Annotated in this window: 23 protein-coding genes; 10 read left to right on the top strand and 13 right to left on the bottom strand. The window is 38.7% G+C overall.

Annotation, left to right across the window (positions count from 1 at the left end):
• The first annotated feature begins 1 nt into the window (after position 1).
• Both mrtJ and ACZ48W_RS09050 read left to right on the top strand, forming a co-directional pair.
• Positions 2–445, top strand: coding sequence for a JDVT-CTERM system glutamic-type intramembrane protease MrtJ (gene mrtJ, locus ACZ48W_RS09045; protein WP_464828066.1), 444 nt, complete (start codon positions 2–4; stop codon positions 443–445).
• A 39-nt stretch (positions 446–484) separates the two neighbouring features.
• Positions 485–841, top strand: a complete 357-nt coding sequence (locus ACZ48W_RS09050) for a hypothetical protein (protein ID WP_464828068.1) — start codon at positions 485–487, stop codon at positions 839–841.
• Positions 842–897: 56 nt separating this feature from the next.
• On the opposite strand, the gene ACZ48W_RS09055 is transcribed toward ACZ48W_RS09050, so the two are convergent.
• On the bottom strand, positions 898–2865 hold the full coding sequence (locus ACZ48W_RS09055) for an RNB domain-containing ribonuclease (protein WP_464828069.1): 1968 nt from the start codon (positions 2863–2865) through the stop codon (positions 898–900).
• Between the two features lie 117 nt (positions 2866–2982).
• Positions 2983–3813, bottom strand: a complete 831-nt coding sequence (gene htpX / locus ACZ48W_RS09060) for a zinc metalloprotease HtpX (protein WP_464828071.1) — start codon at positions 3811–3813, stop codon at positions 2983–2985.
• Between the two features lie 115 nt (positions 3814–3928).
• On the opposite strand from htpX, the gene ACZ48W_RS09065 reads away from it, so the two are divergent.
• The gene (locus tag ACZ48W_RS09065) at positions 3929–4567 is read left to right on the top strand and encodes a M15 family metallopeptidase (RefSeq protein ID WP_464828073.1); all 639 of its coding nucleotides are present in this window, start codon (positions 3929–3931) and stop codon (positions 4565–4567) included.
• Between the two features lie 134 nt (positions 4568–4701).
• Here the strand turns inward: ACZ48W_RS09065 and ACZ48W_RS09070 are convergent, their stop codons facing one another.
• The 3 genes from ACZ48W_RS09070 to ACZ48W_RS09080 all read right to left on the bottom strand — a co-directional run bounded on the left by ACZ48W_RS09070 (position 4702) and on the right by ACZ48W_RS09080 (position 6679).
• Entirely contained in the window at positions 4702–5214 is a 513-nt protein-coding gene (locus ACZ48W_RS09070) for a transposase (RefSeq protein ID WP_464828075.1), read from the bottom strand.
• Positions 5215–5350: 136 nt separating this feature from the next.
• Positions 5351–6208, bottom strand: a complete 858-nt coding sequence (locus ACZ48W_RS09075) for an SPFH domain-containing protein (protein WP_464828078.1) — start codon at positions 6206–6208, stop codon at positions 5351–5353.
• A gap of 15 nt (positions 6209–6223) precedes the next feature.
• Positions 6224–6679, bottom strand: coding sequence for an NfeD family protein (locus tag ACZ48W_RS09080; RefSeq protein ID WP_464828080.1), 456 nt, complete (start codon positions 6677–6679; stop codon positions 6224–6226).
• A 99-nt stretch (positions 6680–6778) separates the two neighbouring features.
• Between ACZ48W_RS09080 and ilvC the strand changes: the two genes are divergently transcribed.
• The 5 genes from ilvC to ACZ48W_RS09105 all read left to right on the top strand — a co-directional run bounded on the left by ilvC (position 6779) and on the right by ACZ48W_RS09105 (position 11887).
• On the top strand, positions 6779–7828 hold the full coding sequence (gene ilvC, locus ACZ48W_RS09085) for a ketol-acid reductoisomerase (RefSeq protein WP_464830487.1): 1050 nt from the start codon (positions 6779–6781) through the stop codon (positions 7826–7828).
• A 448-nt stretch (positions 7829–8276) separates the two neighbouring features.
• Positions 8277–8531, top strand: coding sequence for a hypothetical protein (locus tag ACZ48W_RS09090; protein ID WP_464828083.1), 255 nt, complete (start codon positions 8277–8279; stop codon positions 8529–8531).
• A gap of 74 nt (positions 8532–8605) precedes the next feature.
• The gene (locus tag ACZ48W_RS09095; RefSeq protein WP_464828085.1) at positions 8606–9688 is read left to right on the top strand and encodes a divergent polysaccharide deacetylase family protein; all 1083 of its coding nucleotides are present in this window, start codon (positions 8606–8608) and stop codon (positions 9686–9688) included.
• Entirely contained in the window at positions 9685–11019 is a 1335-nt protein-coding gene (locus tag ACZ48W_RS09100; RefSeq protein ID WP_464828087.1) for an SLC13 family permease, read from the top strand. The genes ACZ48W_RS09095 and ACZ48W_RS09100 overlap by 4 nt, the downstream gene beginning before the upstream one ends.
• Before the next feature lie 91 nt (positions 11020–11110).
• Complete coding sequence (locus tag ACZ48W_RS09105; RefSeq protein WP_464828088.1) at positions 11111–11887, top strand: DNA-processing protein DprA; 777 nt, start codon at positions 11111–11113, stop codon at positions 11885–11887.
• Position 11888: 1 nt separating this feature from the next.
• On the opposite strand, the gene ACZ48W_RS09110 is transcribed toward ACZ48W_RS09105, so the two are convergent.
• Positions 11889–12419: a TlpA family protein disulfide reductase gene (locus ACZ48W_RS09110; RefSeq protein WP_464828090.1), complete on the bottom strand. Its 531-nt coding sequence runs from the start codon at positions 12417–12419 to the stop codon at positions 11889–11891.
• Positions 12420–12739: 320 nt separating this feature from the next.
• Here ACZ48W_RS09110 and ACZ48W_RS09115 point away from each other — a divergent pair, with 320 nt between their 5' ends.
• Positions 12740–12949: a hypothetical protein gene (locus ACZ48W_RS09115; RefSeq protein ID WP_464828092.1), complete on the top strand. Its 210-nt coding sequence runs from the start codon at positions 12740–12742 to the stop codon at positions 12947–12949.
• Between the two features lie 162 nt (positions 12950–13111).
• On the opposite strand, the gene ACZ48W_RS09120 is transcribed toward ACZ48W_RS09115, so the two are convergent.
• Complete coding sequence (locus ACZ48W_RS09120; RefSeq protein ID WP_464828093.1) at positions 13112–13318, bottom strand: hypothetical protein; 207 nt, start codon at positions 13316–13318, stop codon at positions 13112–13114.
• Between the two features lie 361 nt (positions 13319–13679).
• Here ACZ48W_RS09120 and ACZ48W_RS09125 point away from each other — a divergent pair, with 361 nt between their 5' ends.
• On the top strand, positions 13680–14777 hold the full coding sequence (locus ACZ48W_RS09125) for a glycoside hydrolase family 3 protein (RefSeq protein ID WP_464828095.1): 1098 nt from the start codon (positions 13680–13682) through the stop codon (positions 14775–14777).
• Positions 14778–14799: 22 nt separating this feature from the next.
• On the opposite strand, the gene ACZ48W_RS09130 is transcribed toward ACZ48W_RS09125, so the two are convergent.
• From ACZ48W_RS09130 to ACZ48W_RS09155, 6 genes are all read right to left on the bottom strand, one after another.
• Positions 14800–18033: a type I restriction endonuclease subunit R gene (locus ACZ48W_RS09130; protein WP_464828097.1), complete on the bottom strand. Its 3234-nt coding sequence runs from the start codon at positions 18031–18033 to the stop codon at positions 14800–14802.
• Positions 18023–18844 carry a KilA-N domain-containing protein gene (locus ACZ48W_RS09135; RefSeq protein ID WP_464828100.1) on the bottom strand — a complete coding sequence of 274 codons (822 nt, stop codon included), beginning with the start codon at positions 18842–18844 and terminating at the stop codon, positions 18023–18025. Before ACZ48W_RS09135 ends, ACZ48W_RS09130 begins: the two co-directional genes overlap by 11 nt.
• A 1-nt stretch (position 18845) precedes the next feature.
• Entirely contained in the window at positions 18846–19190 is a 345-nt protein-coding gene (locus ACZ48W_RS09140; protein ID WP_464828102.1) for a hypothetical protein, read from the bottom strand.
• 25 nt (positions 19191–19215) lie between these two features.
• A complete protein-coding gene (gene rhuM, locus ACZ48W_RS09145; RefSeq protein ID WP_464828104.1) occupies positions 19216–20226 on the bottom strand; it encodes a RhuM family protein in 1011 nt (336 codons plus the stop codon).
• A gap of 153 nt (positions 20227–20379) precedes the next feature.
• Positions 20380–21807, bottom strand: coding sequence for a DUF2971 domain-containing protein (locus ACZ48W_RS09150; RefSeq protein ID WP_464828106.1), 1428 nt, complete (start codon positions 21805–21807; stop codon positions 20380–20382).
• Positions 21804–22976 carry a restriction endonuclease subunit S gene (locus ACZ48W_RS09155; protein ID WP_464828108.1) on the bottom strand — a complete coding sequence of 391 codons (1173 nt, stop codon included), beginning with the start codon at positions 22974–22976 and terminating at the stop codon, positions 21804–21806. Before ACZ48W_RS09155 ends, ACZ48W_RS09150 begins: the two co-directional genes overlap by 4 nt.
• Positions 22977–22983: the final 7 nt, after the last annotated feature.

Consider the following 22983-nt stretch of genomic DNA (forward strand, 5'->3'; position numbering starts at 1 on the left):
TATGCACAAAGAGAGTTCATCGTTACTTGTGCAATACGGAGCAGCACTTTTGGCTGCTCCCGTTTTCTGCCTGCTGTATGTTGGGATCTTTCAACAGAAAACAGAGGATCTTTATTGGCTTTTGAATGATGCCGAGTCATTTTTTTTTCTTATTCTTCTTTATCCGGTTGTTGAAGAGTTGACATTTCGTGGAGTGATTCAAGAGTATCTTGCCAAAAAAACAGAACAGTGGCGTTCTTTTTTAAGTCTATCTGTTGCCAACCTGCTGACTTCACTCCTCTTTGTTCTCATGCACTTTGTTCATCATGAGCCGATATGGGCGGTTCTGGTCTTTTTCCCTTCTCTTCTGTTTGGCTATTTTAAAGAGAAATTTGACAGGATAATTCCGAGTATCGTTTTGCATATGTTTTATAATCTCAGTTTTTTTTCATTTATAGGCAATTAGGCTATAATAGATAAAAAAGGAGAGTGTAGAATGAAGGGAATGAAATATATACTGATTCTGCCGTTTGTCAATATGGCGCTTGCAGGATGTAACAGCTCAATTCCTCTGCAGAATGATACAGCTCAAACTACAGTTCATCAAACAGAACAGTTGAATCAAAAGAGAATATCCGAAGCCATTGTAGTGTTCAGGAAAGGGGTGAGTATTCAGGAGGCACGGGAAGTGATAGCCTCTTACGGTATGCAGGTATTGAAAGTATATACAACTATTTCGGAAAGTACACAGAAACCTATGTTGCATATAGGTTCCTCCTTACCGATGGAGGAAATGATGCAACAACTTCGCAAAGACCCGTATATCACTTCGATCTCACCAAATTATAAAAGACATCTTTAGCTGTCGTAGTATCGGATATGTCCGAATAAGCATAAAAATCGAATTGACACGAAGCGTTATAGTTCTGTTATTTCTTTCTCAAGTTTATTGACCAACTCTGCCATAATGACAGCCTGGGGAATATTCACTTCCGTGATCATTACACGTACCTTGTCAAAGAGCATGATATTATCACCTTTAAGATAGACAGTGACCCCTTTGATATCTCCTAAAAGTACAGCTTTCGCACTTTCTCCTGCTTCGATGACTTCTGCTTCGAAGAAGAGACCTTTCTGTGTTTGGGCCCAGCGTGCAAATTTACGGTCTCTGAAATCCCATTCTGCTTTGGTCGATTCCCGTTCCAGTTCAGATACCCTTGCACAAAGCGGCTCTATGTTCCGTAAAAGGTAACCGGCTTCTTCTTCCTCTTCACGTAACTGTGTTTTGATCAGTCTGTGCAGTATGAGGTCTGAGTATCTACGTATAGGGGAGGTAAAATGACTGTAGTGGCTAAAGCCCAACCCAAAGTGGCCTACATTATGTGCAGAGTAAGAGGCTTGACGTAAAGCCTTGATGATCATGGCATCAACTTCACTCACTAAGCCCATTTTTTTAGCTTCTGCCTGAATAGCCCTAATGAGGCTCGGACTGTCTTCATACTCCTCGACATAAAGTCCTATGGCTGCCAACTCAGTAAGTAAAGCTTCTATCTTAGTGAGCTGTGGTGGCTCATGTATACGGAAAATACTGTCGCCTTCACCTGTAAAACGTTTAGCTGCTGCCTGGTTTGCCAAAAGCATACACTCTTCTATGAGTGAATGTGCCGGTGTTCCTGTTTCTATCTGTGTGCTTACAAGAAGGTGGTCAGCATCGATCGTGAGTTTGATCTCCTCACTCCTGAAATCAAAGCCGTGTCTGAGTCTTTCATGACGCAGTTTGACCGTCATTTTCTGCAGAGGAAGCAGCCAGGTCAGGATACGGGCTACGGTATCGTTGATACCCTCCGTACCCTGTTCAAGTATTTTGTCTATAGTTTCATAATTAAAACGGTGTTTAGAGTGGATGATCGCTTCAAAGAACTCCTCTTTGATCGGCTTGAGTGTTCCTTTATCCAGTTCTATCTTGGCTACAAATGCAAGTCTGTCTACTTTGGGTTTAAGTGAACAGATATTTTCACTCAGTTCACGTGGAAGCATAGGGAAAGATTTGTGCGGCAGGTAGGTGGTAAAGCCCCGTTTTTTTGCCTCTTTGTCAATAGGGGTAAAGAAGGGTACATAGTGACTTACATCAGCGATGGCAACATAAAGAGTATGTGCTTCCCTGTCAAAATAGATCGCATCGTCAAAATCTTTTGCTGTAATCGGGTCAATGGTACAGAAGTCCAGATGGGTCAGGTCTACACGGTATGGATGCTCCTCCTTGGTAACTTCCGACTCTATTTCCACTGCATCTTTGATACACTCCTGCGGAAATTCATCTTCTCGTTCATAAAGTGCAAGTGAGATCTTTTCATCCACTCGAGCATCCCCCAAATGACCTAAAACGGCTAAGACCTTGTTATCATCCACATCTACTTTTAAAACGGTACCTAACTTAAAAGCTTTTAAGTCCATCCCTTCCATGACAGCATAGGTCGGTTCTCCTGTGCGGATGTCAAGAATGAGGAAATTACCCTGTTCATCTCTATGTGTATAGGCTATGGTAAAGAGATGGGCTTTTTCAATAATGAGTTGTACTTTGCCGCTGGCACGCCCGCGTTTTGCAATGATCCTCTTGGCTACAACGACATCTCCGTGCTTGGCATCAGCAAGATGATCCGGTTCTAGAAGCAGATCTTTTTGCTCTTTAAACTCTGCTTCAACGTATCCTCTGCCGTCTTTTCCTATGTAGAGTCTACCGGCACGGTAGAGACTTTTCAGTTTCCACAGTCCATCTACTTCTTCCAGCGCACCCAGTTGTTGTAGTGCCTGAAAACTGTTCTGATCTTCAAGTTCGATATCTGAGAGGAGACATCCATTGGTAAGTTGTATGGCAAAAGGACTCATCGTTTGGAACCTTCAGTTCTGAAAGTGAAGAGTGAAGAGTGAAGAGTGAAGAGTGATAGTATGCGTTGCCTGGCAACGCTTTTGCTTTGTGCTATAGATTCCATAGAGAAGATTATATCATTTGAGTGCTTCGAGTCTCTCTATTCTCTGTTCGGTACTCGGGTGTGTACTGAAGAGTTGTTTGAGTGACATATCTTTTCCTGTAAAAGGGTTGATGATGAACATATGTGCTGTCTGTGGGTCTGCATCGTGCATGATGGTGCCTCTTGCATAGCTATCAAGTTTTTTAAGGGCAGATTGAAGCCACTCCGGATGTCCTGTCATACGTGCTGAACCTTCATCTGCCATGAATTCACGGTTTCTGCTTACAGTCATCTGTATGATACTTGCCACCAAAGGCATGATAAGCATCAGTGCTATCGTCACAATAGGATTTGGTCTGTCTCTGTCTCCTCCGCCAAAGAACATCCCAAATTGTGCAAGCATTGCAATCGCTCCGGCGATAGTAGCCGTGACAGTACCGATAAGCATATCATAATGTTTAATGTGGCTAAGTTCATGGGCGATAACGGCTTCTACCTCTTCTTTCTCCATGAGTTGAAGTAATCCCTCTGTAACTGCCACAGCAGCATGTTCATAGTTTCTTCCTGTAGCAAATGCATTGGGTTGTCCTTCCGGAATAATGTAGAGTGCGGGCATAGGCAAGCCTGCACGCTGAGTGAGCTTTTCTACGATCTCGTAAAGTCCTGTCGCATGGTTGCGGTCAACAGGTACAGCATGATAATGGTTTAAAACTTGCGTATCACTGTAATAATAGGCATAAAAATTCATCCCTGCAGCAGCGATAAAAGCAATGATCATCCCGGTTTGACCTGCTATCATTCCTCCAAACCATATGAAAAGTAAAGTAAGCCCTGTCATCAGGGCATAGGTTTTTAGTTGTTCCATTGTGGCTTTCCTTTTTTATTTTAATATACCATACTTACGCAAACAAAAGGTTAACAAAAGTCACTCAAGTTTTCTGACTAAAGTTATTTATAGGCTTCTGTAGTATAATGAAAAGATGAAAGCAATATTTTTTATATGGATCATTTTATGCAGTACATGGTTACATGCCGCATTTGATGCAACGGTCTCTAGGATAGATACTGATATCAAAACCCGTATGATCAAAGGAAACTCCTGGAGAAGAGGCTGTCCTGTACCTTTGGAAGACCTTCGTTATATCACGCTCACGCATTGGGATTTCAGAGGGGAGCAAAAGCAAGGCGAGATCATTGTCCATAAAGATGTTGCCAGTAATGTAGTAAGCATTTTCAGGGGACTCTATGGGATGAAATACCCCATTAGACAAATGAGACTGGTAAGCGACTTTGGTGGAAGTGACTGGCGATCTATAGAAGCCGACAACACTTCGGCATTTAACTGTCGTAAGGCAACAGGAAGCAAACGCTGGTCAAAACACTCCTATGGTAGAGCCATAGACATCAACCCCATAGAAAACCCCTATATTTCACGATCTGGGCGTATTTCACATCAAAAATCATTAAAATATAGAAAAAGAGTGCATAAAAAGTCTACCTATGCAGATAAGGCAGTTTTGTTAAAAGATGATAAAGCAACAAAGATCTTTAAAAAGTATGGCTGGAAGTGGGGTGGTGATTGGAGTGGGGTTAAGGATTACCAGCATTTTTATAAATGATTTAAACCCGGATTAAAATAAGGAACCTTGAATTCATTCGAGGCAAATATTAGATGATGCAAACAAGTTGCTGTGCGAAGAACTTCGCACTTCCGGAGACCTTGGAACCTCGAACTTGTTCGAGCTATAAAGCTTTATTCATAAATACTATAAACCCTTTTATTAATATCTTTTAAATTGGCTTTATAGGGATTGTTCAAAATATAGTTATAGACTGTCTTAAAATGTGCTTCATTTCGTATGGCTCTATCATAATAATCTTTTGCCCAAAACTGACTTTTCCTATCCATTGATTTATTTAACTCTATGGTACTTTTGGCTTTGAGGTATTTTATGATTTTAAGGAGAGGTTCGATTTGTTTAAGGAGTATATGAATATGATTTGGCATGATAGCAAAACAAATTATTTCATAATATACACGCTCTTTTTCTAGAAATACATTTTTACATATCTCTATTTTTTCATCAACTAAATATGCTCCATCGGTTGAACTATCAAGATACTCATCTATTAATAGCTGTTTTTGAGAATTATGAATATCTCTAGCATATATTTTTTGAAGATAGGGCGTAAGACTGTCTTGGGTGCGAAAGGTAATAAACTGATAGTATCCAATTAAATCTACATGGGGAAGCTTGTGTTTCATGTAAAAAGTATAGCATAGTTTTATCTTGAATCTGAAGAAGGACCCTTCGAACTCTTGGAACCTCGAATTCATTCAAGGCAAACATTGGATAATGCAAACAAGTTGCTGTGTGAAGAACTTCGCGCTTCCTGTGTATTTACTTCTTAAATACATTTCCCAACATACCTTTAATAGCCCCTTGCAGGTCTGCAGGGTAGATGACAAATTTGGAGTTCTCGCTTTTACTGATCTGTTCCAGAGAGGTGATATACCTGTCTCCCAGCAGGAACATAGCCGGCAGTTCTTTGTCCTGAATGTTGTCACTTATCAGACGGATCGCTTCTGCGGAGGCATCGGCAAGTGCAATTTGGGCCTGTGCTTCTCGTTTGGCAGCCTCCAGTTTCCCGTCGGCTTCCAAAATAGCGGCATTCTTGTTACCTTCCGCAGTGGTCTCTATGGCCCGTCTTTCTCTTTCTGCCGCAGCCTGTCTTTCCATGGATGCCTGCATGGAAGCACTCGGATTGATATCCTGTATCTCTACAGATTTGACCGTGACACCCCAGTCTGCCACATCATCCACGATCTGGTCTTTGAGTTTTGTTTTGATCTGTTCACGGTTTGAAAGTGCTTCATCCAGTGTCATCTCTCCCAGAATGGAACGTAATGTCGTCATGATGAGCTGCTGTATAGCCAGTTTGAAGTCTTCAACACCATACAGGGCATTTTCCGGTTTGGTGACGCGTACAAATGCTACGGCATTGGTAAGGATAACAGCATTGTCACGTGTAATGACCTCCTGCTGGGGGATATCCAAAATGATGTCTCTTGTAGTGATCTTCTGCCGTACAGCTTCTATGTAAGGGATGATGATATTCAGTCCGGGCCTGAGTGTACGGGAAAATTTCCCCAGTCTTTCAACAAGCCACTCTTCCCCCTGTGGTACAATATTGATCCCTTTGTATAGAGTAACGATAACAGCAATGACTAAAATGACCAGTATATATAATGCTTCCATGATTTTTTCCTCAATTTATTTTACAGGTTCAACTTCTATGAGTTGTCCGTTGATCTCTACTATCTTAACACGGGTTCCTTTGTCTATATCCACTTTTGATATGGCATGCCAGGAAGTATTGCCCAGTACAGGGGTGTCAAATGTGACTTTCCCTCGGCTGTGCGGCTGTATGTCCTCTTTCACCGTACCCAGAGTATCAAGTCTGTAATTTGACTGCCCGCTGTCGGTAATAGGTTTTTCCCTGAACCATTTGAACCATGCTGCTATAGAGAGTACGGAAAGGAGCATCCAGATAAAAAGTTCTGTTTTGAAAGAAGTTCCCATGAGGTTGTCTATGATCCCTACAAGAATAGCAGCAACACCAAGTCCCAACATGAAAAAAGTACCTGTGTTCATCTCCAGGATCAAAAGAATGATCCCTATGACGATCCAGTGCCACCATAAAACAGTCTCATTGAGAAATTCGATCATAGATACTCCTGTCTTTTGCTATTAAAATTAATTATAGCATAAAATAAACCGACAGTCTTAAAATAGGATAATAAGTTTATTTTAGGTATAATCGCGAAAATTTTACAATATCGAAGGATAATTATGTCTACATTAAATGTATATTATGACAAAGATTGTGATATCAATATCATCAAATCAAAAACAGTAGCAATGATCGGTTTCGGATCTCAAGGTCACGCACATGCAGAGAACCTCAGAGATTCCGGTGTAAACGTGGTCATCGGTCTTAGACCGGAAGGTTCATCTTGGAGTAAAGCAGTTGCTAAAAACTTTGAAGTACTTACAGTTGCTGAAGCTACTGCAAAAGCTGACGTAGTCATGATCCTTCTTCCTGATGAAGATCAGGCAAGAATCTATAAAGAAGAGATCGCTCCAAACCTGAAAGACGGTGCAACGATCGCATTTGGTCACGGATTCAACATCCACTACGGACGTATCCACCCGGCTGCAAATATCAACGTAACAATGATCGCTCCAAAAGCACCGGGACATACTGTACGTTCTGAGTTTGTAAGAGGCGGCGGTATTCCGGATCTTATTGCTATCGGTCAAGATCCAAGTGGTCAAACAAAAGAGTTGGCACTCTCTTATGCATCAGCTATCGGTGGTGGTAGGACTGCGATCATTGAAACAACGTTCAAAGATGAAACAGAGACTGACCTGTTCGGTGAGCAGGCAGTACTTTGTGGAGGCGCATCTTCACTTGTCCAGGCAGGTTTCGAAACATTGGTTGAAGCGGGTTATGCTCCGGAGCTTGCATACTTCGAGTGTCTTCATGAGCTTAAGCTTATTGTTGACCTTATGTTCGAAGGAGGGATCGCAGACATGAGATACTCTATCTCCAACACTGCTGAATATGGAGATTATGTTTCTGGACCAAGAGTCATCAACGATGAGTCTAAAGCGGCAATGAAACAGATCCTTAAAGAGATCCAAAACGGTCAATTTGCCAAAGACTTCATCCTTGAAGGTCAGGCAGGATACCCAAGAATGAATGCTGAGAGAGCAAATGCCAGAGCATCCAAGATCGAGCAGACAGGTGTGAAGCTCAGAGAGATGATGCCTTGGATCAGTGCGAACAAAATCGTTAACCAGGAAACTAACTAATCTTTTTAGTTGTTTCACTGCATCTTTGGAGGGTGTGTTCGGTCAGCTACTTATATGTAGCCCCCTCTCACAAACTTCCAAATCTACAGCAAACTAACTAAAAATGTTTAGTTAGTTAAGTTGTATCGATCCTCCTTTATCCCCCCCCCAAAAAAACTCATAAATCTAAGTATAACTAACTAAAATTCTTCATTTGGTCAAACAGTGGTCTTTCCTTCCATTTTACTGCTTGCAGCCTTTTTTATTTAAATCCAAAGCATACTCAACAAAAATTATTATTTTCATTCTTGGTATATAATTGAGTAAGATTGATTTTTTACTATAATTACAAAAATATAGTAATACTGTTAACTGATTAAAATACCAACTTTTATTGATTTATTTTTATACAAAATTGAATATCTTTTAGTTTCCTTATGATATCATTTAAAAAATATTAAGGCTGTTTATGACAATTTATCAGGTAGTTTTCTATAATCAGTTTGGGGATAGGGTAGCGGACTTTGGTTATTATGAAGATAAACTTGATGCAGAAAAGAGAGCTTTTGAAGTCAAGATAAAAACTTCTATCAAGAGCGGAAAAATTTGTATTGAAGATGTCTTTGTGCATGAGAGTTCACAAGAGATACATACAAACGGAGGGGAACAGCATAATAAAGAGAAAAAGTGTATATATTCATATGATCTGAAGTCCGATTCTTGAAAAGACAGACTACGCAATTACTTCACGAAGTGATTCTCTGCTATAATAATTAAAAACCAAGATTAGTGAATTCTATGGCAGTGAAACCAAAAAGAAATAGTGGAAGAAAAAAACCTTCAATAAAAAAAAGAACAGCAAAAAAATCCCAAAAAACATCTCAGTTCAAAAAAAATATCCTTATTGTTCTAAGTGTATTCATGATGATCTCATTGGTGGCATTCGGGTATTTTCTGGGGCAGAATGATACTGATGGACCCCGGCCAGCACAGATCGATAAAAGCAGACAAGCTTATACAACGAAACAACTTTTGAATGATCTGTCCCATCTGAAAACAAAAGAACCCAAAGAGAGAAACATTTTGGCTGCTGTGAAAGTGCTGAAAACAGAGAAAAGAGCTGCAGAAGAGCGTACCCTGCACAAAGAAAAAAGAAAAGTCGGTAAAACAGCAGAAGAAGCGATACAGAAAAAAGATATCGCTCTGGCATATCGCGGTAAAAAACCGAAACTGGTGATCATTATAGATGATATCCATACGGCAGCACAGCTTAGAGCTGTCAAAGCGTTAGGGATGAAAATAACCCCTTCTATTTTCCCTCCCTATGAACTGGCACCGGAAAGCAATCTGCTGACGAAGGATTTAAAGCATTATATGATCCATCTGCCTATGGAATCGGGGATCAGACAGTTCAATCGACAGTATAGAACACTTAAGATATCTTTTAGCCAGGAACAGATAAACGCGAGAGTAGGGGAGATCAGAAAGCTTTTCCCCTCTGCCAGATATATCAACAACCATACAGGCTCTGTATTTACGGCAGACTATAAATCAATGCATACGCTTTACAAAGCATTGCGAAAAAAAGGGTTTGTCTTTGTGGACAGCAGAACGACCGGTATGAGCAAAGTACGGAAGATAGCCCATGAATTCGGTGATGTCTATGTGGCAAGAGATATCTTTATAGACAATACACATACGATAGCCTACATACATAAACAACTGCGGCAAGCAGTAAAAACCGCTAAGAAAAAAGGTTATGCAGTTGCTATTGGACATCCTCATCCTGTGACAATGAAGGCATTGTCCAGTGCAAAAAGTATTTTTAAAGAGGTTGAACTTGTCTATATAGATGATATTTACAGAAAGGAACACAGATGAAAGGGATCATTATAGCCGTACTGACAGGGATACTCTTCTTCTGTATCTCTTTTTTGGGTTTTTCATTGCAGCATGCCTCACTTATCGGACTTGTTGCATTTCTGGTCACACTCTGGACCAATGAAGCTTTGCCCCTAGGTGTAGTTTCCCTCCTGCCCATCATTCTTTTTCCTGTTTTCGGGATACTTGATACTAATTCGGTTACAGCAAATTATTCCAAATCCATTATCTTTCTTTTTATCGGCGGATTCATGTTGGCTATTGCCATAGAGAAGACAGGACTGCATAAATATTTTTCAGCAAAACTGTTGAGCTTTTTCCCAAAGACCCCCAGGGGTATTATTTATGCACTGGCTATCACTTCCGCACTGCTCAGTTCGGTATTGTCCAACACGACGATCACACTGATGCTGATGCCTATTGCACTCTTTTTGAGTGAGAATAAAAAACTCAAAGTCCGTTTTTTGCTGGCAACTGCCTATGGTGCCAGTATCGGGGGTATCCTTACACCTATAGGTACACCGCCCAATCTTATTTTAATGGGTTTTCTGGAGGACCATCAGTTGCCGTTATTGGCATTTGGTGAATGGATGCTTATGATGCTGCCCGTAGCAGGATTCATGCTTTTACTTATGCCCTGGCTCTTGTCACTTGGTATGGGCGGGGAGAATGTAGAGGATGTAAGCCATACGGTCCAGGAGCTTACATTTACACAAAAAAGACTTTACAGTATCATTGTTGTGCTTGCTGTTGTACTTTTTGCCAACACTTTCTTAAAAGAGATTTTTGGTTTTTCACTGAATGAAAAACTGGTTCTCCTGGGGTTTGGTCTTTTGATGTTCTTCCCTAAAATAGGTTTTCTGGAATGGGAAGATACCCGAACGATGCCTTATGAAATCATCTTTCTTTTTGGTGCAGGGTTCAGTATTGCTGCAGCATTTTCCCAGACAGGTTTGGCCGCAGATATAGCAAGCAAATTAGAATTTATTTCAACATTGCCACTCTTCTGGATGTTTGCGGCAGTAGCCCTTTTTGTCACTTTTTCTACAGAAGTGACAAGCAATACGGCACTTACCTCTATAGCTATTCCCATCTTTTATGAGTTTGCACAAACCATGCCGGAGAATGAAGGTACGATACTCCTGATGGTTGCAACTGTCGCAGCATCTTATGCTTTCATGCTGCCTATTGCAACACCTCCGAATGCCATTATCATGAGTTCACGGGTCATTCGTATCAGAGAGATGGCAAATGTCGGATGGAAGTTGAATTTCATCGGTGTGACCGTACTTTCATTAGTGGCGTATTTTATGTGGAGCTGGATGATCTGACATAGATGCCCAAGGGTTGAAAATTATGACAATATGACATATTTTTACCTTCTTTTCACTGCCTTTGTTATAGTAATGAAAAAGGCAGCAGATGACGCAAATACTTACTACACATATTGATGTCCTGGAATCCATGAAAAAGTATCCTTCTGAACTTTTTTACAAGGGTGATCCGGCATTACTGGAACGTCCTAAAGTATCCATTGTAGGAACACGCAGGCCGTCGAACTATACAAAGCAGTTTACTTACAGTATTGCCAAAGCTTTGGCTAAAAGAGGAGTTTGTGTAGTCAGCGGTGCAGCCATGGGAGTGGATGCCACAGCACATTCCGGAGCAGGGGAGGAGAATACCATTGCCGTGGTCGCCAACGGTCTGGATATACGGTATCCCATGGTGAACAGGTCACTCATAGAAGGTATTGAAAAGAGAGGGCTGATACTGAGCCAGTTCAATGACGGATTCAGAACAACGGCATGGAGCTTTGTTGTACGCAATGAACTGGTAGTGGCACTGGGAGATATACTCATTGTAACAGAGGCGGACCTTGACAGCGGTTCCATGCGCTCGGTCGAGTATGCTTTAAAAATGGGTAAAGAGATATGGGTACTTCCCCAAAGACTTGATGAGAGTCTGGGGACCAACAGACTTCTGGTCGAGGGGAAAGCAAAAGCTATACAGGATGTGGAGATATTTGCTTCACGTTTCGGACAGGCGGTACAGAGTGATATTGTGAAAGATGAGTTCTTCTACTTTTGCCAGACTTCGCCTACATTTGATGATACCGTGAAAAAGTTTGGAGACAGGGTATATGAAGCAGAGCTTGAAGGAACGGTCACGATACACAATGGTATCGTGAGATTGCAATAGATTATTTTTTGGGGCTAAGCTGTTTGATCAGTTCTTCGAGTGACGGTTCAGAAAGCATACCTGCCTGCACAAATTGTACGGTACCTTTTGTATCCAATGCGACCATGAACGGGATACTCCCCCTCCACTCTGCTCTTTGGGCAATATAGCTTACAAAGTTCCCTGCTTTTTCATCCGCTACTACAATGTAGTTCATTCCTTTTTCTTTTGCGAATGCTTTAAGTGCATCATTGCTCAGGCCCTGCACTTCAACAGCCACAATAGCCAATTTGTCTTTATATTTTTTCTGAAGTTTGATTAGATGCGGAATGGATGCCAGACAGGGAGGACATCTGTGACCGAAAAATTCCAGAAAGACGATCTTGCCTTCCAACCCTTTAATGTCAAGTCCTTCTTCAGTTCCCGTGATCTGATGAGAAACTCCCTGAATATCCGTAATAGACAATTGAGGTTCTTGACTCTCTGTTACTGCCGCCTGGGTGTAGGAGAAGAGTGAAATAACAAGAAGTGTGAATGTAAGTATTCTTTTCATGAATAACCTTTTTATTTATTTATTATAATTATACACTATTGAAGATGTAAGAATCGTGTAATTGAATAGAAATTCGAGATCGTAAAAGGGTTTTTTCAAAAGAGCATCCGGAAAGTTTAAAAGGAGGAGGAAAATATTCTATAAAAGGAGACCTATATAAATTATTGGGGGATTTAATAGTATCCTTTGGATGCTCTTTATGGGAGAAGTATAATCTACCTAGGTTAACCGAATACTAATAAAGAAATGCAAGAGAAAGAGAATAAAGTTATTTCTAATATTTACAAGAGTAATATTGTCAAAAATAACAAAGGAAAAGAATGAATCCTGTAGAACAAGATATTATTTCAAGGAAAAATGAGATCATTGCTGAGATGAGAGCTGTTTTTAAAGCGAATATGAAGATCACGGACTGGGATGTACCTGAGGCAGATCATGAATTGGCAGGAAAAATAATTCTGGAAGTGATGCAAGAGGCACTCGATACACTCAAAAAAGAATTAAGTGAGGGTAAATTCAAAAATTATTAGAAGTATGGAGTGCTCATCTTTGTTGCAGTATTTGGATATTTTGTGTAACAGCAAGGACTTTCCTGATCTCATAAAAGGCACCCCTGCTGCATAAAGCAGAAATACCGGACCTGCAAAAATAAGAAGAGTCAGGTAGTATGGTTCCCTCTCCTGCGGTGATTCTTAAAGAAGCCCGAGTTCGGCAAGCAGCCCTTTGACCGTCGGTGAAAGTTCACTTAGTTTTTCTATAAAAGTACCCCATGCAAGGTCTTCTCTGTACCACTCTTCAATACGTTTCATAGAATCGCTTTTTTCTTCTTCTGTAAGCGCGTCGGACTTGTCAATATTCTCTTTGATTCTTTCTAAATGTTTTAAGTTGCTGCTGCTCATTTTGCTTTCCTTTTGTTTAATGGATACATTATAGAATGAAATGACTTTAAAACGTATTTAGATGCATTATTAAGCTTATACGACAGGAATGAGGTATTAAACATAAAGGGTTACTATATTATAATCAATATCTGATAGCAAGACTGTGAAAGAACCCATGGAAGTGGAGACTTTATCGAAGTGTCTACCTTTAGGTGCAGTTCCACCAAAAAGCTTTTTTAGGTAAAAAAGTTTGTATTTAATAGAAAATATTACTTTTTCTGTCAAAATAACTTAAAAATATGCAAATATTTGGGTGAGGATGAAGCCTTCACTTCCGAGATACCTAGTTCTTTTACAGTCTCAGTAAGAAGGGAAATGAATGTTAAAAAAAATAGTGATAAGTCTGTGTGTAAGTATGTTGCCATTGTTTCTGTCTGCTTCACAGAAACAGACACTTGAACAGCAGATAGGCCAAATGCTAATGGTCGGATTTCACGGTACATCTGCGCCAAAAGGCAGCCGTATCTGTAAAGATATCCAACAATATGATATTGGGTCTGTGATCCTGTTCGACTATAATCCTGTCGATAAAACGCAACCCAAGAATATTGTTGACAAAAAACAGCTTGCCAGGCTTACGAAAGAGCTGCAGGCCTGCAGCAAAGACGGTAAACTGCTGATTGCGGTAGACCAGGAAGGGGGCAGGGTACAAAGACTGAAAAGCAAATACGGTTTTTACGGCAAATTCCCTAAAGCTTCGGATGTCGCAAAAATGGATCAAAGCCAGATAAAAAAGATATATACCAAAATGAGCAAAGAGCTTAAAAGCGTAGGGATCAATTTTGATCTGGCACCGGTCGTTGATCTTGATATCAACTCTAAAAACCATGTCATCCACGGTCTCGGACGTTCTTTTGGGAAAGATCCCAAAGTGGTGGCAAAATACGCACGTACATTCATTGATGCAATGCACCGTTACGGTGTACTCACTTCCCTGAAGCATTTCCCCGGGCACGGTTCTTCTGTCGGAGATACGCATAAAGGTTTTGTGGATGTAACGCATCTTTGGAAAGAAGCGGAGCTGGAACCCTACAGGCTGTTAAAAGATAAAGCAGATACAGTAATGGTTGCCCATGTTTTCAATAAAAAATTAGATACAAAATACCCTGCAACACTTTCGAGAAAAACAGTCAATGATTTGTTGCGTAAAAAGCTTGGCTTTAAAGGGGTGGTCATTACAGACGATCTACAGATGGGTGCCATCAGTCAAAAATACGGGTTGAAAAATACATTGAAACTGGCCATCAATGCAGGGGATGACATTCTGCTTTTCGGAAATCAGCTTGATCCTGCAAAGGCTGTAAGTACGAAAAAACTGGTCAGTACGGTCGTTTCTTTGGTAAAAAGCGGTGAAGTAAAGCTTCAAACTATTCGCAATGCGAACAAACGCATCAAAAGGCTCAAATCAAAACTGTAGCGCTGTGAAGGCAGACTCGGGTTTAAGCAGCCAATTCACCGGCTATCATCTCAGCCTGTTTCAATACAGTCTCAGTAGCTAACTTCTGCATATCCGGCGGATACCCAAACTGTCGAAGTGTTCTTTTTACGATCACCTTAAGTTTAGCTCTCACACTCTCTTTGATCGTCCAGTCTATAGAGGCATTGGCTCTTACTCTCTCCGTCAGGACTACGGCAAGTTCACGTAATTTATCGTGTTCCATCACTTCTTTAGCACTGTCATTGTTGGCAATGGCAGAGTAAAAAGCATATTCAAAATCTGTAAGCCCCATCTCTTTAGGCTCTTCATCCATTTTATGGATCTCTTTGCTCAGACTGATAAGTTCTTCTATCACTTCAGCAGCGGTAATGATCTTGTTATGGTACTTTTTAATGGAGTTTTCCAGCATTTCCATAAGAGATTTACTCTGAACCAAATTCTTTTTAGATCTGGTTTTTATCTCATCATTCAGAAGTTTTTTAAGTACTTCCATAGCGATATTTTTATGCTTCATTCCCTGTACTTCAAGCAAGAACTCTTCTGAGAGTATGGAGATGTCAGGCTTTTTGATCCCGGAGGCATCGAAGATGTCTATGACTTGCTCTGTTACCAATGCTTTGTCTATGACTTGTCGGATGGTTGTCTCCATCTCTTCATCACTTCTTCCTGTGCCTGTACTGTCAAACTTAGCCAGTCTTGCTTTTACAGCTTGAAAGAAAGAGACTTCATCTTTGACATCCATCGCTTCTTCATGCGGTACCGCTATGGCAAAGGCTTGAGAAAGTGCAGTGACTTCATCAATGTATCTTTTCTTCCCATCTTCCAATCCCAATATATGTTCTTCTGCTTCAAGGATGAGTGAGAGCTTAGTCCTTGTATCTGCTTCAAAATACTCTTCATAAGCAAACCCATGATACATTTGAGAAACTACTTCAAGTTTTTCTAACATCAAAGCAACTGCTTGTTCTTGTGCCAAGGCAGGGTCACCTTTTCCTCCACTGTCACTATAGAATGACAAAGCCTTTTTTAAATCACTTGCAATCCCAAGATAATCAACAACCAATCCTCCGGGTTTATCTTTATACACCCTGTTGACTCTGGCTATGGCTTGCATCAGGTTATGCCCTTTCATAGGCTTGTCTATATAGAGGGTATGCATGGATGGTGCGTCAAACCCGGTCAGCCACATATCACGTACGATGACCAGTTTCAGTTCATCATTGACATCTTTCATTCTATTGGCAAGATCACGTCTCTGCTGTTTGGTTGTATGGTGTTTTGCTATCATCGGTCCGTCACTGGAGCTTGCCGTCATCACCACTTTTATTACACCTTTGCTCAAATCATCACTGTGCCATTCCGGTTTGAGTTTGATGATCTCCTCATAGAGACTTGCTGCAATTCTTCGACTCATTGCAACAATCATTCCTTTGCCTTCAAATACCTCTTGACGGCTCTCAAAATGCGTTACAATATCCTTTGCCACCTCTTTGACTCTATTTTTACTCCCTATGAGTGCTTCAAGCTGTGTCCACTTGGCTTTGGCTTTTTGGGTCTCGCTCAGGTCATCATTTTTGAGTTCGCTGTCCAGCTCTTTTACCAGCGCTTTGCCCTCATCACTCAGGGTTATTTTTGCCAGTCTGCTCTCATAATATATCTTCACCGTAGCCCCATCTTCCACCGCTTGTGAAATATCATAAATATCCACATAGTCACCAAACACAGCAGGGGTATTGACATCTGTACTCTCTATGGGTGTACCTGTAAATCCTAAGTAGGTTGCATTGGGCAGTGCATCTCTAAGATACTTGGCAAAACCATACACTATCTTTTTACCGACCACATTCCCTTCAGCATCTTTTTCATCGACTGTTTTAGGTTTAAATCCGTATTGTGTTCTGTGGGCTTCATCTGCTATGACGATGACATTTTTTCTCTTTGAGAGTACATCATAGACATTACCCTCTTCAGGTTGAAACTTTTGGATGGTCGCAAAAACCACCCCACCGGAAGCTACTTTAAGCAGGCTTTTCAGATGCTCTCTGTCTTCTGCCTGTACAGGCTCTTGTCTTAGCAGACTCTTTGAAGCAGCAAAGGTATCAAAGAGTTGGTCATCCAAATCGTTTCTATCTGTTATGACAAGAATAGTCGGGTTGTCCAGAGCAAGGACTATCTTACCGGTATAAAAGACCATAGAGAGTGATTTACCGCTTCCCTGGGTATGCCATACTACACCAGCCTTCCTGTCCCCCTTTGGTTGTTTCTCAACGCTTCTTAATCCATAAGCAACAGGATCTTCATTGACATGCTCAACATACCCGTCAAGTGCAGTAGCTCTCAGTGTAGAAGCTACTGCTTTATTGACGGCATAGTATTGATGGTACGCTGCCAATTTCTTTACCGTCTCTATAGTCGTGATGCCTGTTTTGCTATCTTCATGGGTACTTTTTTCATAGACAATGAAACTTCGTATGAGGTCTAAGAGTGTTACGGGGTTAAGCATACCATCGATAAGCGTCTCCATAGGAAGTGTGACTTTATTCTCACCCTCTTGTGAAGCTAAAGCATCACCTCCTTTTAGTATTTTCCAAGACATAAACCGTGTCAACCCTGCCGAGATCGTCCCGGCTTTGGCTTCCAGTCCATCAGAGATGACACAAAAGGCATTATAGGTAAACAATGAAGGTATCACACTCTTGTACGTCTGTATCTGTTTATATGCAGATCTGATCGTAGCATTTTCATCCACAGGGTTTTTCAGTTCTACGACAACCAGAGGTAAACCATTTATAAAAAGTATAAGGTCTGGTCGTTTGTTGATGCCGTTTTCAACCACAGTAAACTGGTTCATCACCATAAAGTCATTGGACATCACATCATCAAAGTCTATGAGTTTTACTCTTTCCCCTCTGGTCACACCATCCTGCTGTCTCTCTACGGTAATTCCCTCTGTAAGCATCTTATGGAATGCTTCATTGTCTACCAAAAGTTCTGTAGATTTCAGCCGCAACACCTGTTTCATTGCATCTTCTATGAGATCATACTCCAATGTAGGGTTAATGCTCACAAGTGATGATTGAAACTTCTCTTTTAAGATCACATCTTCAAAAGAGTCTCGCATAGGAGATTCACTATCAGGTGCAATGTCCGGAGCATAGATATATTCAAACCCCTGCTTTTCTAAAAGTTCTATGGCAAAGAGTTCTATTTCATTTTCAGTTATTTTATTTGACATTTGAAATACCTATTTTTTTAACACTCTGGGCACTTAAAATTTTCATTTGTCCAATAGCAATACTATTTAACTTTTGCACTCTTTGGGATTGAGAAAGCCCTTCATTTATAAAATGTGCATTAAGCGTTTCTAAGTTTGCCAAACAAACTAGCTGATTTACATCTGCATCATCTCTTATATTGCCTTTTTTAGTTTTATTAATCTCTCTCCACTCTTTAGCTGTCATTCCAAAAAGTGCCACATTTAAAATATCTGCTTCATTTGCATATAGAAAACTTATCTGTTTAGGTGATAGTTCTTTTGGAATTAGATTCTCTTTAATTGCATCTGTATGGATACGATAATTTATTTTAGTAAGGTTTCTTCTTATATCCCATCCTAACTGCTTTAATTCATCATCCTTTAATCTTTGAAACTCTTTGATAAGATAGAGTTTAAATTCAACAGACACCCAAGATGCAAACTCAAATGCTATATCTTTGTGTGCATAAGTTCCACCATATCTTCCAGATTTTGAAATAAGTCCTATGGCATTTGTGCTTTTTATCCACTTTGTAGGACTCATGGTAAAGCTGTTTAGTCCAGCTTCTTTTCTAAACCCGTCGAATTCGACGGGTTTAAAATCTGGATTGTTTAATTGTTCCCAAATACCTAAAAACTCTATAGTATTACGGTTACGAAGCCAATTTCGTATGATGTCATTAGCATCATTATTGTCTTTGTATTTAGCTATATCTGTTATAGATATATAATCATCCTCATTAAATTTTGATGTTGTGATTTCATTTTCTAGTACAGTTATTTTTGCCATTTTAAATGATCCTTTGAGCTTGTAAAAAATTTACTCGATTTTCTACTAAATGAATGACATCAAGGCTATAATAATTTATTTGTTTTGTAGAAAAATCAGAATTTTCGATTTTCTTCAAGCTCACATCTTTTTCTAATTCACCTTCTTTGTAAATATTTAAAATATGCTCATTTATGGTTGAACGGCTTTTTTGAAAAAGTTCTGCCATTTGCTCAATAGTAAGCCAAACTGTTTCTTCTTCAAGTCTTGTTTGGATCTTTGTCTGTCCATCTTCGGTTTGGTAGATTAGGATGTTTGAATTGGCTTTCATGGTGTCCCTTCCATTGTTTATTACTTTTTTATCCATAGACTAATCCTCCCTACAAATCTGTTTAGTCATCATTTCCTTCCATATCGAGGAGTAGTTTGTCAAAATCACTCATAAAAAGTCTGTCTTGAACGATGCGATACTTTTCAAACTCACTTACTGCATATGCATCGGCTATTTTTTTAGTGATCTTCCCCGCATCTGCTAAGATCTCTCTATCGTCAAACTCCAAAAATGCATCCAACCTCGTAGCCCAATCTTCCATAGTCATAGGTATATTTCGTTTCGCTCGACTCTCTGCCAACTCCAAAAAAGCATTGACGATACGCCCAAGAGAATCTAACTCATCTTCGCTAAGATAATTTTTAGCTATGGTTACATCCGTTTTGAGTATCTTGCCATCTGGTGCATTATCCCAAGAAGTCAAGCCCATTGTTTCCTTTTGAGCATCTGCTCGCCCATAAATAAGCTCTGCCGCTGTGTGCCCGTGTATAGCAAAATGAAGTTTGTTTTGTACCTTTGCAAAAAACTTTTTTGTTGTGGCATCATTTCTGTCATAATCCACACTCGTAGCATAAATATCTGTGATCTTCTGATAGAACATCCGCTCACTCAGCCGTATCTCCCGTATCTCTTCGAGAAGTTTGTCAAAGTAGTTCTTGCCTAAAAATGTACCATTTTCAAGTCGTTTTTTATCAAGGACAAACCCTTTTATAGCAAACTCTTTTAAAACTGCTGTTGTCCACTTTCTAAACTGTGTAGCTTTTTTGGAGTTTACTCTGTAGCCTACGGAGATGATGGCATCTAAGTTGTAGTATTTTGTTTTGTAGTTTTTGCCATCTTTTGCAGTATGTTCCAAAATGGAACTAACTGAACTCTCTTCTAACTCCTCGCTTTCAAATATATTTTTAAGATGTTTAGTAACTGCTGGTCTTTGCACATCAAAAAGCTGGGCAATCATATTTTGAGTCAGCCAAACCGACTCATCAAACACTTTTACCTCTATGCTGTCTTCGCCACTTTGTGAAGTAAAGATCAAAAATTCGGCTGTTGAGTTTCGGATTAGTTTATCCATGTATGTCCTTCAATGGAAAATCGGGAATCCCGATGCTCTTCAAGTCTTATTTGAATTTTTATTTGACTATCTTTGGTTTGGTATATTAGGATATTTGAGTTAACTTTCATAGTTTCTCTTTTATAAGTATCATTTTTTCCCAAAATTTATATTTCATTTTCTATATTTTAAATTTAAAAAACTAAGTTTCTCATATTGTATGTTTTTATTTATATGACAATAATAAGCTTGATAAAATTCAAAATCATCTCTATTATTTTCTTTACATTTTTGCTGTATTATATTGACTATTTTTATTTTATCTTGCATAGAAGTTTTTATGCCAAAGATTAAACCTTTTAGATTTTGAAAATCATATTGTAATTTTCTATATTCTCTATCAATTTTCCCATCTATACCACTATTTAAAATTAAACGAAATTCTTTTTCATATTGCCAGTCTTTTGTTTTTGTTAGATTATTTTTTTGAAATGTATCCCAATATTTTTTTTTCCATATATCTTGATTATCTAATACTTCATGCTTGATATCACTAAAATTATTATCTTTATCATAATACCACTTTATTAAATTAGAAGTAGTTAATCTTCCTAGGCTTCTAAAAAAGTCTATTTCTACAAAACTGTCAGAATAATCAATTTGATAAAAATTTATATCTTCTTTACCTAAAATTACACCATTTGAACCATAACCTATTTTTGCATTTGAAAAAGATAAGGTTTCATTTTCATTTGATTCAAATATTAAGCATACACCTTGATGACTATCTCCATAATGTCCCCATACAGAAGAGTTATGTGTTGCTTCTTTTGCAGAAAAACAAGCAATATACGAAGATGGAAAAGTTAATTTTTCGATACTCTTTAAATACTCATTTACAAAATTTTCAACAATAAAATATCTGTTCGGAGTGCTCTTATATAGTTTGTTGTTTATTGCATTTACCAATTTCATCTCATTTTGAATCTCCCTTTGAATCATTATAAGTGAATCTAGTTTATCTAAAGTATCTTTCTCCTCTTTAATTAGTTTCTCAATAGCATCTATTAGTTTTGCTATTGGATCTAAATGCAGTCTATCTATTTTTGGTCTTTTTTTATCTCCTTGAATAAAATTACTTTTTTCATAATGTTTTTGAATAATTTGCAAAGCAATAAAATGCACACTATTTAAATAAATACTCAGTTCATCTTTTCGTATAGCTGTTGTTCGTGTAGCAATCTTTTTTATAAGTTCACCACAACTATCAAAAAAATCTTTTGCTATTTTTTCAAACAATTCTCTATATATAGGTGTAGGAAAATCGTTAAAACTATTATAGATAGGGATATCATCTATAGTTATTTTGTGATGAGCTTCTCCTGTGATAAGGTATAAAGAATTAACTCTTTCTATGCACATCAAATAATGTCTAAAAAAATTTTTCCAAACTATCTCATCACCATTAAAAACAAAATCATAAAATCCTTCCATTGGATCATTTAAGTTTTCATAAGCAGCAAAATAGATTTCTGAATTTTCTAGCTCTTTATCATTAAAAAGACGATCAAGACTTCTAAAACGATAAAAAACTCTACTCATACCTTCACCCTCACTTCCCCACTCATCAATTTAGGTAAAAGTGTATCTCTCATATTTTCAAGAGTTTTGATTTGTTGCTGGTTTGCAAATATTTTATTAAATTGTGGTTCAACTAAATTATGAAAATCATTTAATATATCTTCATCAGGTTTTAAAACTTCCATTTTTTTAAAATCTCCAGTATTTAGATTTAGTGTTGCTGTTCCTCCACTCGCCATAGCTTGTAATAAATCATAAGATGATTTCATAAATAAATATAAAAAATATCTATAGTTTTCTTGTTTTGGAATTATTGAATTTATTTGTTGATTTGTTTGACTTTCAATTATATTCATCGAAACCAATCCAACAGTTGCAATACAACTTACACATATTGATTTTGCAGGTAATAGCTTATTTTTTTGAGAACTACTACCTTCTTCTGTTAATGTATCCGTTGTATTAAAAATAAATGTGTTACCGTGCATATCAGGAATTTTTATAAATGGTACAGTCCCATTATAATATTCTGCTTTTTTCTTAGATGGTGTTTTACCACAAATTACATCTCCAAACTCACTTAGTGGTTTTTCTTCCCACTCATCCCCAGCCTCTTCAATAAACCACTGTCTAAAAAGTGTTTGTGCTAACGCTTCAAGGGTTTTATTTTGGCGGTGGAGTAGGTCTATCTTGTCATCAAGACTACTTAGCACCTCTGCTATTGCTTTTTGTTCTTTATATAAAGGCATTACAATAGGCATTTCTTTAAGAACGGAAGCCTTAATACCAAATACTGTTGTTCCTGAAGCTCTTGAATCTAACCGATATTGTCCTTCTTCTGATTGTAGAAAATATTTCAAATAGCCATTATCTAATATATTTTCTTTCCCTCGAAGTAAAATTATTCTTTGGGCAAGAGCTACACTATCATCTTTTAGTAAAGCTACCTCTCCTAGTGGTGCTTCGGTCGTTAATACTACATCATTTACTTTTGGAAACCCTCTTGTCATAAAACTATCATAAGTTTCTCGTGTAACAAATTCATTTGGCTGTAAAATCCTTCCATACTTAACAATTTTAGCTGTTACTAGAGGAATTCCACTTGTAGATTTTTGAGGTGTTTTCCCTCTATAGTCAATAAATTTTTCTACTACATCTTGTAGAACTACTTCTCTCCACTCACTCATCATAAAATTG

It is taken from the genome of Sulfurovum aggregans, from assembly GCF_055385215.1.

Excerpts from the sequence above, each read along its gene's own strand:
- ACZ48W_RS09100 (WP_464828087.1), top strand. The coding sequence starts at position 9,685 with ATGAAAGGGATCATTATAGCCGTACTGACAGGGATACTCTTCTTCTGT.
- ACZ48W_RS09120 (WP_464828093.1), bottom strand. The coding sequence starts at position 13,318 with ATGAGCAGCAGCAACTTAAAACATTTAGAAAGAATCAAAGAGAATATT.
- rhuM (WP_464828104.1), bottom strand. The coding sequence starts at position 20,226 with ATGGATAAACTAATCCGAAACTCAACAGCCGAATTTTTGATCTTTACT.
- ACZ48W_RS09115 (WP_464828092.1), top strand. The coding sequence starts at position 12,740 with ATGAATCCTGTAGAACAAGATATTATTTCAAGGAAAAATGAGATCATT.
- ACZ48W_RS09155 (WP_464828108.1), bottom strand. The coding sequence starts at position 22,976 with ATGATGAGTGAGTGGAGAGAAGTAGTTCTACAAGATGTAGTAGAAAAA.
- ACZ48W_RS09070 (WP_464828075.1), bottom strand. The coding sequence starts at position 5,214 with ATGAAACACAAGCTTCCCCATGTAGATTTAATTGGATACTATCAGTTT.
- ACZ48W_RS09150 (WP_464828106.1), bottom strand. The coding sequence starts at position 21,807 with ATGAGTAGAGTTTTTTATCGTTTTAGAAGTCTTGATCGTCTTTTTAAT.
- ACZ48W_RS09125 (WP_464828095.1), top strand. The coding sequence starts at position 13,680 with ATGTTAAAAAAAATAGTGATAAGTCTGTGTGTAAGTATGTTGCCATTG.
- ACZ48W_RS09050 (WP_464828068.1), top strand. The coding sequence starts at position 485 with ATGAAATATATACTGATTCTGCCGTTTGTCAATATGGCGCTTGCAGGA.
- htpX (WP_464828071.1), bottom strand. The coding sequence starts at position 3,813 with ATGGAACAACTAAAAACCTATGCCCTGATGACAGGGCTTACTTTACTT.
- ACZ48W_RS09095 (WP_464828085.1), top strand. The coding sequence starts at position 8,606 with ATGGCAGTGAAACCAAAAAGAAATAGTGGAAGAAAAAAACCTTCAATA.
- ACZ48W_RS09055 (WP_464828069.1), bottom strand. The coding sequence starts at position 2,865 with ATGAGTCCTTTTGCCATACAACTTACCAATGGATGTCTCCTCTCAGAT.
- ACZ48W_RS09140 (WP_464828102.1), bottom strand. The coding sequence starts at position 19,190 with ATGGATAAAAAAGTAATAAACAATGGAAGGGACACCATGAAAGCCAAT.
- ACZ48W_RS09135 (WP_464828100.1), bottom strand. The coding sequence starts at position 18,844 with ATGGCAAAAATAACTGTACTAGAAAATGAAATCACAACATCAAAATTT.
- ACZ48W_RS09075 (WP_464828078.1), bottom strand. The coding sequence starts at position 6,208 with ATGGAAGCATTATATATACTGGTCATTTTAGTCATTGCTGTTATCGTT.
- ACZ48W_RS09130 (WP_464828097.1), bottom strand. The coding sequence starts at position 18,033 with ATGTCAAATAAAATAACTGAAAATGAAATAGAACTCTTTGCCATAGAA.
- mrtJ (WP_464828066.1), top strand. The coding sequence starts at position 2 with ATGCACAAAGAGAGTTCATCGTTACTTGTGCAATACGGAGCAGCACTT.
- ACZ48W_RS09110 (WP_464828090.1), bottom strand. The coding sequence starts at position 12,419 with ATGAAAAGAATACTTACATTCACACTTCTTGTTATTTCACTCTTCTCC.
- ACZ48W_RS09080 (WP_464828080.1), bottom strand. The coding sequence starts at position 6,679 with ATGATCGAATTTCTCAATGAGACTGTTTTATGGTGGCACTGGATCGTC.
- ACZ48W_RS09065 (WP_464828073.1), top strand. The coding sequence starts at position 3,929 with ATGAAAGCAATATTTTTTATATGGATCATTTTATGCAGTACATGGTTA.
- ACZ48W_RS09090 (WP_464828083.1), top strand. The coding sequence starts at position 8,277 with ATGACAATTTATCAGGTAGTTTTCTATAATCAGTTTGGGGATAGGGTA.
- ACZ48W_RS09105 (WP_464828088.1), top strand. The coding sequence starts at position 11,111 with ATGACGCAAATACTTACTACACATATTGATGTCCTGGAATCCATGAAA.